Genomic DNA, 16,250 nt, shown 5'->3' on the forward strand with positions numbered 1-16,250 from the left:
AAAGGTGCGCCGGTGACGCAGACAGGCGTACAGGCTATTCCCCCGTTCGAGGTCGGGCGGCTGGCCGGCGCGGTCCTCGACGCCGTCGGCAGTGTGGTGGTCGGCAAGCGGGACGCGCTCGAACTGGTGCTGGCCGGCATCCTGGCGGGCGGCCACGTGCTGCTGGAGGACCTGCCAGGGCTGGGCAAGACGCTCACCGCCCGGTCCTTCGCCCAGGCCCTGGGGCTGGACTTCCGGCGGTTGCAGTTCACTCCCGACCTGCTGCCCGCCGACGTCACCGGCTCCTTCCTGTACGACCAGCGCAAGGGTGACTTCGCGTTCCGGGCCGGGCCGGTCTTCACCAACATGCTGCTGGCCGACGAGATCAACCGGACCCCGCCGAAGACCCAGTCCGCGCTGCTGGAGGCGATGCAGGAGAAGCAGGTCTCGGTGGAGGGCGTGACGTACCGCCTGGACCCGCCGTTCCACGTGCTGGCCACCGCCAACCCGATCGAGTACGAGGGCACGTACCCGCTCCCGGAGGCCCAGCTGGACCGGTTCCTGCTGCGGGTGTCGTTCGGGTACCCGACCGCCGAGGAGGAGTGGGACGTGCTGCGCCGGCGGATGTCCCGGCGGCAGGAGGAGGCCCAGCTCGCCCCGGTGGTGGACGCGCACACGCTGCAGGTCATGCAGGCCGCGCTGGAGTCGGTCGCGGTCGAGGACTCGATCGGCCGGTACATCGTGTCGCTCGCCGCGGCCACCCGCGAGCACAGCGCGGTGCTGGTCGGCTCGTCGCCGCGAGGCTCGCTCGCGCTGCTGCTGCTGGCCCGCGCCCGGGCCGCGATGGCCGGCCGGGACTACGTCGTGCCGGAGGACGTCAAGGACGTCGCGGTGCCCGCCCTGGCCCACCGGATCACGCTGCGCCCGGAGATGTGGCTGCGCCAGGTGAACCCGGCCTTCGTGGTGCAGGAGGTGCTCAGCGCGGTGCCCGCCCCGGCCAGCGGCGCGCTGCCGACGTACGCGCATGACTGAACCGGCCGCGGTCAGCTGGGCGCCGACCCGGGCGCTCGGCCGCTCGGTGCTGCTCACCGGCCTGCTGCTGCTGCTCGGGGTGGCGCTCGGCCGGGTCGACCTGGTGCTGCTGGCCGCCCCGTTCGCGATCGGGGCGGCGCTGAACCTGCGCCGCCGGCCCGAGGCGGTGCCCGAGGTGACCGTCACGGCGGACGAGGCGCACCTGGTCGAGGGCGGCGCGGTGCGCGCCGGGCTGACCGTGGCCAACCCCGAGGCGATCGGGTACGACCTGGTCGTGGTCCGCACCAAGACCTCCCCGTGGCTGCGCCTGCAGCACGCCGACCGGCCGTTCGCGATCACCGTGCCGTCGGACGGCTGGGCCGCGATCGACCTGCCCGGCGAGGCGCTGCGCTGGGGCCGGCAGGACGTCGGGCCGGCCGCCGCCCGGGCCGCCGCGTGCGGTGGGCTGCTGGCCTGCCGCCCGGTGGTCACCCCGGCCCGCGGGGTACGGGTCTACCCGGTCACCGAGCCGTTCAAGGCGACCGAGGCGATGCCGGCCGCGGCCGGTCTGGTCGGCGCGCACCGCTCGCGGCGGCTGGGCGAGGGCGGCGAGCTGGCCGGCGTACGCCAGTTCGCGCCCGGTGACCGCCTGCGCCGCATCGACTGGCGGGTGTCGCTGCGCACCCGTGACCTGCACGTGGCGGCGACCCTGTCGGACCGCGACGCCGAGGTGCTGCTCCTGCTCGACCTGCTCGGCGAGGTGGGGCTCTCCGGCGGGGTCGGCGGCAGCGCCTCGGTACTGGACACCACCGTCCGGGCCGCCGCCGCCATCGCCGAGCACTACCTGCACCGCGGCGACCGGGTGTCGCTGCTGGAGTACGGCGCCGCGGCCCGCCGGCTGCGCGCCGCGTCCGGCCGCCGGCAGTACCTGACCGTCCTGGAGTGGCTGCTCGACGTGCGCGCCGACCCCGTCGACGAGGAGTACGAGCCGGCCCTGGGCGCGCAGCACATCTCATCGTCCGCGCTGGTCGTGGTGCTGACCCCGCTGATCGACCCGCGCGCCGCGGACATGCTGGCCCAGCTCACCCAGTCCGGCCGGTACACCGTCGCGGTGGACACCCTGCCGCCGGACGCCGCGCCGCCGGTCCGCAACCAGTGGAGCCCGCTGGCCACCCGGCTGTGGCGCATCGAGCGGGAGAACGTGCTGGGCCGGCTGCGCGAGCACGGCGTGCCGGTGGTCGCCTGGGCCGGCGCCGGAAGCCTGGACCTGGTACTGCGCGACGTGGCCCGGATGGCCGCCGCGCCGAGGGGGCGCTGACGTGCTGACCGCTCTGCTCCGGCGGATCAGCCGGATCCCCACCGTGATCCGGCGGGCCACCGTCGTACCGTTGCTGGTCCGCTGCGGTGTCGCGCTCTGCGGCCTGCTCGCCATGGCCGTCGCCTGGCCCCCGCAGCTGCTGGCCAGCCAGTTCGTCGGCATCCTGGTGCTGATCGCGGTCTGGCCGGCGATCGCCCCGCGGGGCCGGGGCGCCACCTTCGCCGCGCTGACCGTGGTGGCCGGCTGGCTGCTCGACACCGCCGGGTACGACGCCCGGATCGCGCTGTGGCGGGTGCTCGCGATAGCCGCGTCGCTCTACCTCGGGCACACGCTGACCGCCCTGGCCGCGGTCCTGCCGTACGACGCGGTGGTCAACCTCGACGTGCCGGGTCTGTGGCTGGGCCGGGCGCTGCTGGTCGTACTGATCTCGGCGGTGCTGATCGTGCTGGCTCTGGGGCTCACCGCAGATCTCGGCGGAGACGCCTTCCAACTGGCCACGCTGGTGGGTCTGGCTGCGGCGACGGGTGTGACTTTGGTCCTGGTCCGCCTTACCAGGCGGAGCTGAATTTCAGGGACCTTCTGTGGCATTCGACACTTGACTTGCAAGGTTGCGATGGTCACAGAACCACGCATGAACCGCTGTCCGCGCGCGAGAATGGGGGCGTGAATCCGCCGCGCATCGTCGTCGTAGGAGCAGGTCACGTCGGGCTTTACGCCGCCCTCCGCCTGTCCAAGAAGCTGAACCGGAACCACGCCGAGGTCGTCGTCATCGACCCCGTGCCGCACATGACCTATCAGCCGTTCCTGCCCGAGGCAGCGGCCGGTAGCATCTCGCCGCGCCACGCTGTTGTGCCGCTGCGCCGTGAGCTGAAGAAGTGCCGCATCGTCTCCGGTGAGGTCAGCAAGATCGAGCACGCTCGCAAGACCGTGACGATCCAGCCGATCGACGGCCCGGCGTACGAGATGGCCTACGACCACATCATCGTGGCGCCCGGCTCGGTCTCGCGGACCCTGCCGATCCCCGGCCTGCGCGAGATGGGCATCGGCCTCAAGACCATCGGTGAGGCCATCTACCTGCGTAACCACATCCTCGACCGGCTCGACGTCGCCGCCGTGACGCCGGACCCCGAGGTGCGCAAGGCGTCGCTGAACTTCGTCTTCGTCGGCGGCGGCTTCGCCGGCATCGAGGCGCTCGCCGAGATGCAGGACGTGGTCGCCGACGCCCTGAAGTACTACCCGGAGCTGGACCCGAAGGAGGTCCACTTCATCCTGGTCGAGGCGACCAACCGGATCCTGCCCGAGGTCGGCCCGCAGATGGGCGCCTACGCCGCCCGCCAGCTCGCCTCCCGCGGTGTGGACCTGCGCCTGGACACCTTCCTCAAGTCCTGCGTCGACGGCGTGATCGAGCTCTCCGACGGGGACTCGTTCCGGGCCGAGACGCTGGTCTGGACCGCCGGTGTCAAGCCGTCCCCGATGCTGCAGCAGACCGACCTGCCGCTCGGCCCGCGCGGGCACGTCAACTGCCTGCCCACCCTGCAGGTCGCCACGCTGGAGGGCGAGGTGCTCGAGGGCGCCTGGTCCGCCGGTGACTGCGCCCAGGTCCCCGACCTGACCAACCCGGGTGGCTGGTGCTCGCCGAGCGCCCAGCACGCGGTCCGGCAGGCCCGGGTGCTCGCCGACAACATCCGCCAGGTGATCCTGGGCGGGGCGCCGACGGAGTACAAGCACAAGTACGCGGGCAGCGTCGCCGGTCTCGGCATCAACAAGGGCGTCGCGCACGTCTACGGCATCAAGCTCAAGGGCTACCCGGCGTGGCTGATGCACCGGCTGTACCACGTGAGCCGGATCCCGTCGTTCAACCGCAAGGTCCGGGTGCTCGCCGACTGGACGCTCGCGTTCCTGCTCAAGCGGGAGACCGTGGCGCTGGGTCAGCTGCACGAGCCGCGTGAGGAGTTCACCGAGGTGACCCCGCCGGTGGCGCCGAAGACCGAGGAGAAGGTGGCCTCCGGCTCGCGCTGACGGCAAGGCCGTTCCCCACCACCGGCCCGGCACCCGCTACGGTGGTCGCAGGACTGCCCGGGTGGTGGAATGGCAGACACGGCCGCCTTAAAAGCGGCTGCCCTAACAGGCGTGCGGGTTCGAGACCCGCCCCGGGCACAGATAACGAAGCGGCCGCGACAACTCGTCGCGGCCGCTGCCCTTTTGGGGGTTTGTGCCCGGGGAAATACCATCACGCGGCGGCTGGCGCCCATGACACCTGTCATTTTCAGACTGCTCACAGCTCGGGAGAGCGGCGGTCCGGGCGCGCAGCGCTTACCCTGGAACAACAGGCATTGTTGTGCCGAACCCTCAAGGGAGGCTGGAGACAGTGAAGACTTCTAACCCGGTGCTCTCGCGCCTCGGCCAGGCGGCCGAGCGGGAGCGGACGGCCGGGTACGGGCCATACGGGCCGGCCGGGCACGCGGGTTACGGTCAGCCGGGTTACGGCGCGCCGGGCTACGGTCAGCCGTACCCGACCGCGGAGGGCTACCCCGCCGCCCCGCCCGCCGTGCAGCCGATGACCATCGACGATGTCGTCGTCAAGACGGTCACCCTGCTCGGCATCACCGCAATCTCCGCGATTGCCGCGTGGAATTTCATTCCCCTCCAGCTGACCGTCGCCGCCTGGATCGGCGCCGCGATGGTCGGCCTGGTGCTCGGCATGGTCATCTCGTTCATGCGCATCGCCAACCCGGCCCTCGTGGTCGGATATGCGGTCGTCGAGGGCGTCTTCGTCGGCATGGTCAGCAAGGCCTACCAGAACATCCTCGGCTTCGAGGGCATCGTTCTGCAGGCGGTGGTCGCCACCTTCGGCGTCTTCTTCCTGATGGCGGCGCTCTACCGCGCCCGGGTCATCCGCGCCACCCCGAAGTTCCAGCGCGGCATGATCGCCATCATGGGTGGCCTCTTCATGGTCATGCTGATCAACTTCGTGCTGGCGCTGTTCGACGTCAACACCGGCCTGCGTGACAACGGCCCGCTGGGCTACATCTTCAGCCTGGTCTGCATCGTCGTGGCCGCGCTGAGCTTCATCCTCAACTTCAACGAGATCGAGGAGGGCGTGCGCCAGGGTCTGCCGCAGAAGTACTCGTGGACCGCGGCGTTCGGCATCCTGGTCGGCCTGGTCTGGCTCTACATCGAGATCCTGCGCCTGCTGAGCTTCCTGCAAGGCGACGACTGACGGTTCGCCAGCCGTCGCCACGAGGCGACGCCCGGCCCGCCTCCCCGCGGACCGGGCGTTGTCCCCGGAACCTTCCGACGCCCGACCGCACCCCGCGGTCGGGCGTCGCCCTTTTCCACCCCCGGGCCCCGCGCTCCCCGCCGCCGGGTTGTTGCCCTCTTCCGCGCCGCCGGCCGGGTGTCGTGCCCCCGTGCCGCGGTTCGCTTTCCGGCATGAAGGTCGTGCGTGGGGAGCGGTTCGCTCTGCGACAAGAGCCCCCGGCATCGACGCGGTTCGCTTTCCGGCATGAACCCCAAAGCCTGATACGACCTGGGGGTTCCGGCCCGCGGTCATGCGCCCCGTGGCGGCCCGGTGCGCGGTGTCTCTGCCGCACACTGTCGCGGCCGCGTGTTGCGGCCTGTCCGGGGCGCGGGCGAGCGGTGACGGCCAGCCGGCCGGGCGCGCCGCATCGGCGACTGAGCCGGCCGAAGGCGACCGGCGCCGATCGACGGTCGCGGCGGCTCGATCCGGCCCGAATCGACTGCGGCCCACCCATGATCCCGCGCCCCTCTTCCCGGATCGGTGTGCCGCCGGCTCCGGGCGCCGGGACCGCCGAGCAGGCCGAGGTGGTGAGGTGCTGTCTCCGCGGAGCGGCGAGGCAGTCGGGCAGCCGGGCCCAAGACAGCCGGGCTCAGGACAGCCGGGCTCAGGGCGGCCGGGCTCAGGGCGGCCGGGCTCAGGGCGGCCGGGCCCAAGGCATCCGGCCACAAGGCATCCGGGCCGCTGGACAAGACATGCGGGTTCGGCGGTATCCGAGCCGTTGGGCGAAGCGTCGGGACCGCTGCGCCACGGCATCCGGACCGTGGGAGAGGCATCGAGCTCAGGGCGTCCGGGCTGCCGGGGGAGGGGCGGTAGGCTCGCCGGGTGTCCGAGTTCGAGGTGTCGGTGCAGCGGTTGCTCACTCAGGTCAGGCACTGGGAGGAGCCCCGCTGGGCGGCGCCTGCCGGAGCCCGGACCCGGAGTGATCTTGTGTATGGCCTGGTGCAGCGCCTCGCCGAGCTCGGTGCGGAGGCCGAGGGGCAGACCGTGCACCAGGTCCCGCGCCTGCATGACCTGGTGCTGCCGGACCAGTTGCGGGTGGTCGCCGACGACATCCTGGCCGCCGAGCCGTCCGAGGATCTGCTCGTCCGGGCCGCCGCCGCGGTCGACGAGGTGCGCAGGGTGCTCTGAGTGCCGTCGACGAGGTGCGCAGGGTGCTCTGAGTGCCGTCGGCGAGGTGCGCGCGGTGCTCTGACCGTCGCCGTCGACGAGGCGCGCGCGGTGCTTAGACCGTCACCTCGGTCGACGAGGCGCGCGCAAGGCACTTTGACCGACGCGCCCCGGCGCCATCACGGGCTGTCCCGCCCGGGTCCGTGCGGCCGTCCCTCGTTCCACCCCGCCGCGGTCGATATCATCCGCCCGAAGGCGGTGGGTGCGGGCCGGGGAGAGGCAGGCTGAGGCTGGTCACGCCGTCCACCGGCCGGAAGCCGGCTGAGGTGTAGAGGGCCAGGGCGGCAAGGTTCTGCGGTTCGGTCTGCAGGGTCAGGCGCAGCGCGCCCGCCGAGCGGGCCCGGGTGACGGCATGGTCGAGCAGGGCGCGGGCGACGCCGACGCGGCGGTGGCCGGGTGCGACGAACAGGTCGCGGACCAGCCAGAAGGTCTCCAGGCGCAGCGAGGCCGGCAGCACCGCGGTGGTGACGAAGCCGATGACCGTTGCGCCGGTGGAGCCGTGGTACGCGGCTACCCGATCCGCCGGGGTGTGGATCGCCGCGGCGGCCCGCAGCCGCTGCGTTCGTAGTTGCTCGCGCAGCCACGCGGCGGTACGTGGGGCGTCGCCCGGCTCGCCGTAGTGCCTGCGGTAGGCGTCGAACAGGTCCGCCAGCTCGCCGAAGCGGGAATCGTCCGGATCGACCGGCCGGACCGTCGAGGGCATCCGTCCAGCCTAGGCGCCGGGCGGCCGGTGGTGGGAGGGTGACGGGCCCGGCCGGGGGGAAGAGCCGGGCCCGTCTCAGCGGTGGACGGTCAGCTCAGCCGCTCGATGATCAGCGCCATGCCCTGGCCGCCACCGACGCACATGGTCTCCAGGCCGATCGACTTGTCGTGCCAGTCCAGCGAGTTGATCAGCGTGCCGGTGATGCGGGCGCCGGTCATGCCGAAGGGGTGGCCGACGGCGATCGCGCCGCCGTTCACGTTCAGCTTCTCCAGCGGGATGCCCAGGTCCTTGTACGACGGGATGACCTGGGCCGCGAATGCCTCGTTGATCTCCACCAGGTCGACGTCGTCGATGGTCATGCCGGCGCGCTTGAGCGCCTGCCGGGACGCCTCGACCGGGCCGTAACCCATGATTTCCGGGGAGAGCGCGGTGACGCCGGTGGAGACGATCCGGGCCAGCGGCGTGATGCCGAGCTCCCGGGCCTTGGTGTCGCTCATGATCACCAGGGCGGCGGCGCCGTCGTTGAGCGGGCAGCAGTTGCCGGCGGTGACCCGGCCGTCGGGGCGGAAGACCGGCTTGAGCTCGGAGACCGCCTCGATGGTGACGCCCGGCCGGGGGCCGTCGTCCTTGGCCACCACGGTGCCGTCGGGCAGGGTGACCGGGGTGATCTCGCGCTCCCAGAAGCCGTCGGCGATGGCCTTCTCGGCGAGGTTCTGCGACCGTACGCCGAATTCGTCCATCTCCTGGCGGGAGACGTTCTTGAGCTGGGCGAGGTTCTCCGCGGTCTGGCCCATCGCGATGTAGATGTCCGGGGCCAGCCCGTCCTCGCGGGGGTCGTGCCAGACCTTGCCGCCCTCGGCGTACGACGCGGTGCGCGAGCGCGCGTCGGCGAAGTACGGGTTCTCCCAGCCGCCGCCGACCTTGTCGGCCGCCTCCGAGGGCAGGCCGTCGGAGCTGCCCCGGGCGAACCGGGACACGGTCTCCACACCGGCCGAGATGAAGATGTCGCCCTCACCGGCCTTGATCGCGTGGAACGCCATCCGGGTGGTCTGCAGCGACGACGAGCAGTACCGGGTGATGGTGGCGGCCGGCAGGCCGTCCAGCCCGAGCTTCGTGGCGACCACGCGGCCCATGTTGAAGCCCTGCTCACCGCCGGGCAGGCCACAACCGAGGTAGAGGTCCTCGATCAGGGTGCGGTCGAGCTGGGGCACCTTGTCGAGCACGGCGTCGACGATGGTGGCGGCGAGGTCGTCGGGGCGTAGGTCCTTCAGCGAGCCCTTGTGGGCGCGGCCGATCGGGGAGCGGGCAGTGGCGACGATGACAGCTTCCGGCATGACCCCAGTTTACTCACGGGTAACATGGTCGGAAGTCTCGATTTGTCACACGCCGGTCATCGCCGCGCGGGCCACCGCCGGATAGAGGGCGTGCGCCCAGACGCGGTAGCCGTCGGCCGACGGGTGGAAACCGTCGTAACACAGCGTCCCGGCGTCGGCCCGGAACACCGCGCCGGTCTCCGCCGCCAGGTCGACCACCGCGCCGCCGGCCTCGGCGACCGCCCGGGCCTGCGCCTTGGCGATCCGGCGGCCGAGCAGCCCGGCGATCTGCCGCAGCGGCGGCGCCATCGAGCGCATCGCGCCCAGGTCGGGGCAGGTCCCGACGACCACCTGGACGCCGGCCGCGCGCAGCCGGCGGACGGCCTGGCCGAGGTGGGCGGCCGCCTCCTCCGGGTTGCGGATCGAGGTCGCGTCGTACGACCCGATCAGCACCACCGCCACGTCCGGCTTGGTGCCCAGCAGCGCCCGCGCCACCTGGGTGGCCAGGTCGGTGGAGCGGGACCCGGCGACGCCGACGCTGGACAGCAGCACGTGCCGTGGGCCGGTCTCCGGGGTGCCCTCGGCGACCAGCCGGGCGAGCTGGCCACCGACGGTGTCGGAGAGCCACTCCACCCCGACGCCGACCGCGGCCGAGTCGCCCAGCAGGACCAGCCGCAGCGGCGGGGCGCTCGCCGGTCCCATCGACGTGCGCAGGGCCAGGCCCATGGTGGGTTTGGCGTAGCGGCGTGCCTTGGCGGCCAGCACCTCACCGGCGAGCAGGGCGGCGCCACCCAGCGCGCCGGCGAGCAGGCTCGTGGCCGCGGCCTTGGTCAGTCGTTCCGGCAGCCCAGCCATGTCCCGCCTCCCTGCGTTCCGCCGACTTCGATGATCCTTCTTGGTCTACCCTACGGCCCGGGGCGCATGCGCCGCGCCGCCGCCGTGCACCGCACGCGCCCCCGCGGCCCGGACGGACCCGGTGTCCGGGCCGGTCAGCCCGTGGACCGGACCGCGCTCGGCGCGCTGCCCGTCCCGGAACCGAACCAGTGTCGCGTCTCGCCGAACCAGGGGTGCCGGCGCAACTGTGCCCACCGCGCGCCGCTGCGGACCGGACTGACCTCGGTGCCCGGTGCCCGGACCGCCTCGTCGGCCGCCTCCGGCAGGCTCCGCACGCCGTCGGCGATCGGCACCGCGGGCCGATCGTCCTCACCCAGGGCAGCCATCACCGTCGGCATCATCACGGCTGCAGCCCGTGCGTACCCCTCCGCGGACGGGTGGAAACGGTCGGAGCTGAACATCCGGGCCGGATCCGCCTCGAACATCGGGCCGAGCAGGTTACCGAGCGAAACCGTACGCCCGCCGGCGGCGACCACCGCGACGGTCTGCGCGGCGGCGAGCTGCCGGCTCCAGCGCCGGGCCAGCCAGCGCAGCGGCGGTTTGATCGGCTGGATCGCGCCGATGTCCGGGCAGGTGCCGACGACGACCCGGCAGCCGGCCTCGCGCAGCCGGCGCACCGCGTCGCCCAGGTGCCGGACCGCCTCGGCCCGGGCCGAGACGTGCGTGACGTCGTTGCCGCCGATCAGGATGATGGCCAGGTCCGGTCGGTGTTCCAGGGCGGCGTCGACCTGCCAGGGCAGGCCGGACGAGACGCAGCCGACCACGGCCGCCCGGTGCAGCCGCACCGGACGGCGCAGGCGGCGGGAGATGCCGGTGGCGAAGAGCGCGCCGGGGGTCTCCCGGGGCCGGTGCACGCCGTATCCCGCGGCGGACGAGTCGCCCAGGACCACCAGGCTCAGTGGCCGGCCGGGGAACTTCGCGCCGTAGACGCCGTCGCCGCGGGGCGGGGGCGCCTCGGCCATCGGGATGATCCGGCGCGCGTCGGCGGCCTGCCGCAGCAGCAGCCCGGCCGAGAGCGCGGTCACGCCGGCGAGCGCGCCGGTCACCTGACCGGCGATCCGCCCGGCGGTCCGGATGCGCTGCCAGTCCTCCGCGCTCAGCGTGCGGAGCCGGAGGCGCTGCCGGTCTTCCGCGCTGAGCGTGCGGAGCCGGAGGCGCTGCCGGTCTTCCGCGCCGGGCGCGCGGGACCGGACGTGGGTGGCGCCGGTGAGAGCGCCGCTGTTGATGACAGTGGTGTTCACAGTCTCCCTCGCTGTCCTCCGAAGGGAACCATCCGGGCTCGGCGTCCGCTCTCCGGTCGGGAGAACCATCCGGCAGGCCAAGATCGGCGCCTGGCGTCGGGATTCGAGGCTAGCTCGCGCGGGCGAGAGGCAATCATGGCGCACCCCGGTCATGCTGTAGTTGCGGAAAGGGGAACAGAGATGGCCAGAACTCTGAAACGTACGGCGGCCTTCACCGCGCTCGGCCGGGCCCTGATGGCCGGCGCCCGGGGCGGGCCCTCGCTCGGCCGACGGCTGGCGGCGATCCCACGGATGCTCAAGGCCACCGCCAGGCGGGAGTACGACGGCGGCATGCGGGTCGCCCTGATGGCCGCCGCCACGGCCTACGTGCTGTCCCCGATCGACGCCGTACCGGAAGCCTTCCTCTGGGTGTTCGGCCTGGTCGACGACGCGGTCGCGATAACCTGGCTGGCCGGCACGGTGCTCAGCGAGACCGAGCGTTTCCTGGAGTGGGAGCGAGTCACGAAGCACGTCGTCGTACGCTGAAGCGTGCGCTATTACGACAACGTGGTCGAGATCATCGGGAACACTCCGCTGGTCCGGCTCAACAGCGTGACCGAGGGCATCAGCGCCACCGTGCTGGCCAAGGTCGAGTACATGAACCCCGGCGGCTCGGTCAAGGACCGGATCGCGCTGCGGATGGTGCAGGACGCCGAAGAGGCCGGCCTGCTCAAGCCCGGCGGCACCATCGTCGAACCGACCAGCGGCAACACCGGCGTCGGTCTCGCCCTGGTCGCGCAGCAGCGGGGTTACAAGTGCGTCTTCGTCTGCCCTGACAAGGTCAGCGAGGACAAGCAGAACGTCCTGCGGGCGTACGGCGCCGAGGTGGTGGTCTGCCCGACCGCCGTCGCGCCGGAGGACCCGCGTTCCTACTACAACGTGTCCGACCAGCTGACCCGGGACATTCCCGGGGCCTGGAAACCCGACCAGTACAGCAACCCGGCGAACCCGCGCTCGCACTACGAGCAGACCGGTCCGGAGATCTGGGAGCAGACCGACGGCCGGATCACCCACTTCGTGACGGGCGTCGGCACCGGCGGGACGATCACCGGCGTCGGCCGCTACCTGAAGGAACGCGGCGACGTACGGGTGATCGGCGCCGACCCGGAGGGCTCGGTGTACTCCGGGGGCACCGGGCGGCCGTACCTGGTCGAGGGCGTCGGCGAGGACTTCTGGCCGACCGCGTACGACCGGCAGGTCACCGACGAGGTGATCAAGGTGAGCGACTCGGACTCGTTCGAGATGACCCGCCGTCTGGCCCGTGAGGAGGGCCTGCTGGTCGGTGGCTCGTGCGGGATGGCCGTGGTGGCCGCGCTGGAGGTGGCCCGCAAGGCCGGACCGGACGACGTCATCGTGGTGCTGCTGCCGGACGGCGGGCGTGGCTACCTCTCGAAGATCTTCAACGACAGGTGGATGGCCCGGTACGGCTTCCTGCGTACCCCCGGCGACGCCCCGACCGTGGCGGACGCGCTCGCGGCCAAGGGCGCCGAGATCCCGCCGCTGGTGCACGTGCACCCGACCGAGACGGTCCGCGACGCGATCGACTACATGCGCGAGTACGGGGTCAGCCAGCTCCCGGTCCTCAAGGCCGAGCCGCCCGTGGTGACCGGCGAGGTGGCCGGCTCGATCTCGGAGAAGACGCTGCTCGACGCGCTCTTCACCGGGCAGGCGCACCTGCACGACACGATCGAGCGGCACATGGGCGAACCGCTGCCGATGATCGGTGGCGGGGAGCCGGTGAGCGAGGCGGTCGCGCTGCTGGAGAAGGGCGACGCGGCGATGGTGCTGGTCGACGGCAAGCCGGCCGGCGTGCTCACCCGGCAGGACCTGCTGGCCCATCTGAGCTAGTTCGGCGCCGCTTCGCTCCGCGGCGATCCGCCTGGTGACCGCCGGGACGGCAGTCGGTTTCCCGCTGCCCGCACAGCCCGCGGGCGGCGGGAACCGGCTGCCGTCCCGGCGGCGGCGAATCGTGGGTCTCGGGGTTGGTGGGAGTTGCGTTGTCGGGCGCGCGGCCCGGTCGACGTGCCGATCCCGCGCGGCGGCGACCGCGGGTCCTGCGGTTGGCGGGAGTGCGTCAGGTCAGTTCGGTGGGAGTGGTGAGGACGTCCACCAGGGCGTTGCGGCGCAGCAGGGTGATCGACAGGTCGGCGCCGATCGCCGGGCCCAGCATCAGCCGTTGCAGGGCCTGGACCGACTGCACCGGCCGTCCCGCGGCGGTGACCAGCACGTCGCCGAGGTAGATCCCGGCGAGGCCGGCCGGGCTGCCCGGCACCACCTCGACCACCCGTAGCCCCTGCCGCTGGCCCAGCCGCTCGGCCAGGTGCGGTGGCAGCGGGACCGGGACGCCGGCCACGCCCAGCCAGGCCCGGCGTACCCGGCCGGTGGCGACTAGCTCACCGATGATCGAGCGGGTGGTGTCGTTGACCGGCACGGCCAGGCCGAGGCCGTACCCGGCGACCGCGGTGTTCACCCCGACCACCCGGCCCGCGGAGTCGGCCAGCGCGCCACCGGAGTTGCCCGGGTTCAGCGCGGCGTCGGTCTGGATGACGTTGTCGATGATCCGGACCCGGCGGCCGTCCCGGGCCGGCAGTGAGCGGCCCAGCCCGGACACCACACCGGCGGTGACCGAACCGGCCAGGCCCATCGGATTGCCCACCGCGACCACGAGCTGACCGATCCGCAGGTCGTCGGCGTCGCCCAGCGGGGCGGCCGGCGCGCCGGGACGGTGCACCCGGACCACCGCGAGGTCGGAGAGCGGGTCGGCGCCGACCACGTCGAACGGCGTTTCCGTGCCGTCGGCGAACGCGGCCGAGCCGGTGGTGGCGCCGGCCACCACGTGCGCGTTGGTCAGCAGGAACCCGTCGTCGGTGAAGGTGACCGCGGAGCCGGCGCCACCGCGCGGGGAACGGATCGAGAGGGCCGCCACCGAGGGCAGGAGGCGGCCGGCCACACCGGTGACGATGCGGCTGTAGGCATCGAGCGCCTCGGATTCTTCGGTGCTCATGTCCCGGTCAACGCCCGGCCCGCCGACATCGATGCCCGCGGCCCGTCCGCCCAGGGCGAACGCCGGACGCAGGCACAGCGGGCATCGTCGGTTACGGATAGTCGCCACAATCGCACACTGAGTCCGACCGGACGATGGTCGAGTGCGGTTGTATGTGTCGAGACGGAGCTGTGAGCCACTCCCGGACGAAGGGGTAGGGAATGGTCGACGTCGACGAGGCGGCACCAGCCGACATCGTGGATCGCCTGCTGTGGCAGGACGCGCAGCAGATGCTGGGCCGCCACCTGGCGACCGGCCGGGACGGCCGATGTGTCCGGTGCGGCTGGCGCTGGCCCTGCTCGGCGCGCCGGCTGGCGGAACGCGCCGACGCGGTGTCCCGCCGGCCCTGGCGTGAGGTCTGGACCGTGCGGCACGACCTGAACAGCCTGCCGGCCGCGATGACCGACCGCGCCCGGGCCGTGCGCAACCACAACCAGCGGAGGTACGACGACTGACCCCACGACTCGGACGTCGCCGACGAGCTTGACCGTCCCCCGGCAGGCCCTGGCTTCCGGCCCGGCGTACGTCTCCCGGCGGTGACGCCGGGGCGCCCCGCCAGCGCTCCGGTGTTCCCGCGCCCAAGCCCGCATGCGAACCGGACATGACCGGCACGCCTCCGCCGGTCCGCGCCTCCGGCCAGGCGCACCGGTTCGCCGCGGGGCGGTTGGCGGGAGCGCGTGACCACAGGTTCCCCCGCATTCACTCGGTCACGCGTTCCCGCTCAACCAGCGAGAGGTGCAGATGCCCGTCGTCCCCCACGGCGGGCATCTCGCCGTCTACAGCGGGTGGGTGTACCGCAGCTGGGGCAGCGGGGTGTCGTTGATCGGGGCCACCCGGGTCCCGCCGTCCGCCGCCCAGCCGCCGTGCTCGTAGAACCGGCGAGCGACCCGGTTGCCGGACAGCACCCAGAGCACCGCACGGTCGCCGCCGAAAGCGGGCAGTTCGGCCAGCGCGTGCATCATCAGCCGGCGGCCGACGCCGGTGCCCACCCGCTCCGGGGCGACGTGGATGGCGTACAGCTCGGCGGCCCCGGGGGTCTCGCTCGGGCCGGTGTAGGTGAATCCGGCCAGCTCGCCGCCGACCTCGGCGACGGTCATCCGGTGCGTGTCGCGTTCCCAGCGGAACCGCTCCGCCCACCACTCGGCGAGCGGCTCGTGGCCGTGCTCCGGGAACGTGCCGGCGGGCACCAGGTGCGCGTAGGCGTCGGCCCGCGACCGGTGGTGCAGCACACCGACGCCGGCCTGATCGGTCGCGGCGGCGGGTCGCAGCAGAACAGTCATGGCTTCGACGCTAGCGCCGGGCCGGGAACGGCACACGCAGCAGATCCTCGGCGATCACGATCGGGCCGTCGAACTCCCGGCGGGCCTCGTCGAGGAAGCCGGACGGGTCCGGGTAGCGCTGGGAGAAGTGGGTCAACACCAGCTGGCGTACGCCGCACTGCCGGGCCACCGCGGCGGCCTGACCGGCCGTCAGGTGCCCCACCTGGGCGGCCAGCGCGGCGTCCTCGGCCCGGAACGTCGACTCGATGACCAGCACGTCCACGCCGTCGGCCAGGGCGAACACGTTGTCGCACAGGCCGGTGTCCATCACGAACGCCATGCTCTGCCCGGGCCGGGCGGCGCTCACCTGCTCCAGCGTCACGTCGCCGGACCGGCCGGTGCGCTGCAGCTCGCCGACGGCCGGGCCGCTGATCCCGTGCGCGGCGAGCCGCTCGGGCAGCATCCGGCGTGAGTCGGGCTCGGTCAGGCGGTAGCCGTACGTTTCGATGGAATGCCGCAGCGGCAGGGCCGTGAGGCGCCCGGCCGACGTCTCCGCGACGAACGCCGCGCCGACCGGGGACGGCACGATGTCGGCGTTGTCCCAGTAGCTGGTGGCGTATCGCAGCCGGTCGTAGAACTCCTGGCCACCGGCCGGGTAGTGGACCGGCACCGGATGCGGCACCCGGTCCAGCGAGATGCGCTGCAGGACGCCGGGCAGCCCGAGGCTGTGGTCGCCGTGGAAATGGGTGATGCAGATCCGGGTGAGCGGGGTGACCGCGAGGCCGGCCAGCAGCATCTGCCGCTGGGTGCCCTCGCCCGGGTCGAAGAGGATCACCTCGTCGTCGAAGCGGAGCAGGTAGCCGTTGTGGTTGCGGTGCCGGGTCGGCACCTGGCTGGCGGTGCCGAGGACGACGAGCTCACGCACGGCAGGGGGCTCCCGGGAGATATGAAGCGACCCCCGGGGACTTCCGCGCCGCGCGAA

At 72.8% G+C, this 16,250-nt stretch carries 16 protein-coding genes and 1 tRNA gene; 10 read left to right on the plus strand and 7 right to left on the minus strand.

Annotated elements, in window-relative coordinates; genetic code table 11:
• Positions 1–12 precede the first annotated feature (12 nt).
• The 7 genes from ACTEI_RS03780 to ACTEI_RS03810 all read left to right on the plus strand — a co-directional run bounded on the left by ACTEI_RS03780 (position 13) and on the right by ACTEI_RS03810 (position 6,737).
• A complete protein-coding gene (locus ACTEI_RS03780; protein ID WP_187645922.1) occupies positions 13–1,011 on the plus strand; it encodes an AAA family ATPase in 999 nt (332 codons plus the stop codon).
• Positions 1,004–2,308 (plus strand): DUF58 domain-containing protein, encoded by a 1,305-nt coding sequence (locus tag ACTEI_RS03785; protein ID WP_122976364.1) that lies wholly within the window; start codon positions 1,004–1,006, stop codon positions 2,306–2,308. The genes ACTEI_RS03780 and ACTEI_RS03785 overlap by 8 nt, the downstream gene beginning before the upstream one ends.
• A gap of 1 nt (position 2,309) precedes the next feature.
• Positions 2,310–2,873, plus strand: a complete 564-nt coding sequence (locus tag ACTEI_RS03790; protein WP_122976365.1) for a hypothetical protein — start codon at positions 2,310–2,312, stop codon at positions 2,871–2,873.
• A gap of 98 nt (positions 2,874–2,971) precedes the next feature.
• The gene (locus tag ACTEI_RS03795) at positions 2,972–4,327 is read left to right on the plus strand and encodes an NAD(P)/FAD-dependent oxidoreductase (RefSeq protein WP_122976366.1); all 1,356 of its coding nucleotides are present in this window, start codon (positions 2,972–2,974) and stop codon (positions 4,325–4,327) included.
• 55 nt (positions 4,328–4,382) lie between these two features.
• Positions 4,383–4,465 (plus strand) — tRNA-Leu (locus ACTEI_RS03800).
• 211 nt (positions 4,466–4,676) lie between these two features.
• On the plus strand, positions 4,677–5,528 hold the full coding sequence (locus ACTEI_RS03805; protein WP_122976367.1) for a Bax inhibitor-1/YccA family protein: 852 nt from the start codon (positions 4,677–4,679) through the stop codon (positions 5,526–5,528).
• A gap of 903 nt (positions 5,529–6,431) precedes the next feature.
• The gene (locus ACTEI_RS03810) at positions 6,432–6,737 is read left to right on the plus strand and encodes a hypothetical protein (protein WP_187645921.1); all 306 of its coding nucleotides are present in this window, start codon (positions 6,432–6,434) and stop codon (positions 6,735–6,737) included.
• Between the two features lie 220 nt (positions 6,738–6,957).
• On the opposite strand, the gene ACTEI_RS03815 is transcribed toward ACTEI_RS03810, so the two are convergent.
• From ACTEI_RS03815 to ACTEI_RS03830, 4 genes are all read right to left on the minus strand, one after another.
• Positions 6,958–7,479 (minus strand): GNAT family N-acetyltransferase, encoded by a 522-nt coding sequence (locus ACTEI_RS03815; RefSeq protein WP_122976368.1) that lies wholly within the window; start codon positions 7,477–7,479, stop codon positions 6,958–6,960.
• An 89-nt stretch (positions 7,480–7,568) separates the two neighbouring features.
• The gene (locus tag ACTEI_RS03820; RefSeq protein ID WP_122976369.1) at positions 7,569–8,813 is read right to left on the minus strand and encodes an acetyl-CoA C-acetyltransferase; all 1,245 of its coding nucleotides are present in this window, start codon (positions 8,811–8,813) and stop codon (positions 7,569–7,571) included.
• A 45-nt stretch (positions 8,814–8,858) separates the two neighbouring features.
• Positions 8,859–9,647 carry an SGNH/GDSL hydrolase family protein gene (locus ACTEI_RS03825; RefSeq protein ID WP_122976370.1) on the minus strand — a complete coding sequence of 263 codons (789 nt, stop codon included), beginning with the start codon at positions 9,645–9,647 and terminating at the stop codon, positions 8,859–8,861.
• 134 nt (positions 9,648–9,781) lie between these two features.
• Positions 9,782–10,786 carry an SGNH/GDSL hydrolase family protein gene (locus tag ACTEI_RS03830; RefSeq protein ID WP_122981900.1) on the minus strand — a complete coding sequence of 335 codons (1,005 nt, stop codon included), beginning with the start codon at positions 10,784–10,786 and terminating at the stop codon, positions 9,782–9,784.
• Positions 10,787–11,107: 321 nt separating this feature from the next.
• Here ACTEI_RS03830 and ACTEI_RS03835 point away from each other — a divergent pair, with 321 nt between their 5' ends.
• On the plus strand, positions 11,108–11,452 hold the full coding sequence (locus ACTEI_RS03835; protein WP_122976371.1) for a YkvA family protein: 345 nt from the start codon (positions 11,108–11,110) through the stop codon (positions 11,450–11,452).
• Positions 11,453–11,455: 3 nt separating this feature from the next.
• On the plus strand, positions 11,456–12,814 hold the full coding sequence (locus tag ACTEI_RS03840) for a cystathionine beta-synthase (protein WP_122976372.1): 1,359 nt from the start codon (positions 11,456–11,458) through the stop codon (positions 12,812–12,814).
• Positions 12,815–13,040: 226 nt separating this feature from the next.
• Here ACTEI_RS03840 and ACTEI_RS03845 read toward each other — a convergent pair whose 3' ends face one another.
• Positions 13,041–13,970, minus strand: a complete 930-nt coding sequence (locus ACTEI_RS03845; RefSeq protein WP_122976373.1) for a S1C family serine protease — start codon at positions 13,968–13,970, stop codon at positions 13,041–13,043.
• A gap of 200 nt (positions 13,971–14,170) precedes the next feature.
• Between ACTEI_RS03845 and ACTEI_RS03850 the strand changes: the two genes are divergently transcribed.
• Positions 14,171–14,464 carry a hypothetical protein gene (locus ACTEI_RS03850; RefSeq protein ID WP_122976374.1) on the plus strand — a complete coding sequence of 98 codons (294 nt, stop codon included), beginning with the start codon at positions 14,171–14,173 and terminating at the stop codon, positions 14,462–14,464.
• A gap of 321 nt (positions 14,465–14,785) precedes the next feature.
• Here the strand turns inward: ACTEI_RS03850 and ACTEI_RS03855 are convergent, their stop codons facing one another.
• The gene (locus ACTEI_RS03855; protein WP_122976375.1) at positions 14,786–15,289 is read right to left on the minus strand and encodes a GNAT family N-acetyltransferase; all 504 of its coding nucleotides are present in this window, start codon (positions 15,287–15,289) and stop codon (positions 14,786–14,788) included.
• 10 nt (positions 15,290–15,299) lie between these two features.
• Positions 15,300–16,193 (minus strand): ribonuclease Z, encoded by an 894-nt coding sequence (locus tag ACTEI_RS03860; RefSeq protein ID WP_122976376.1) that lies wholly within the window; start codon positions 16,191–16,193, stop codon positions 15,300–15,302.
• Positions 16,194–16,250 lie beyond the last annotated feature (57 nt).

The sequence above is a fragment of the Actinoplanes teichomyceticus ATCC 31121 genome (assembly GCF_003711105.1).
Taxonomy (GTDB): Bacteria; Actinomycetota; Actinomycetes; order Mycobacteriales; family Micromonosporaceae; genus Actinoplanes; species Actinoplanes teichomyceticus.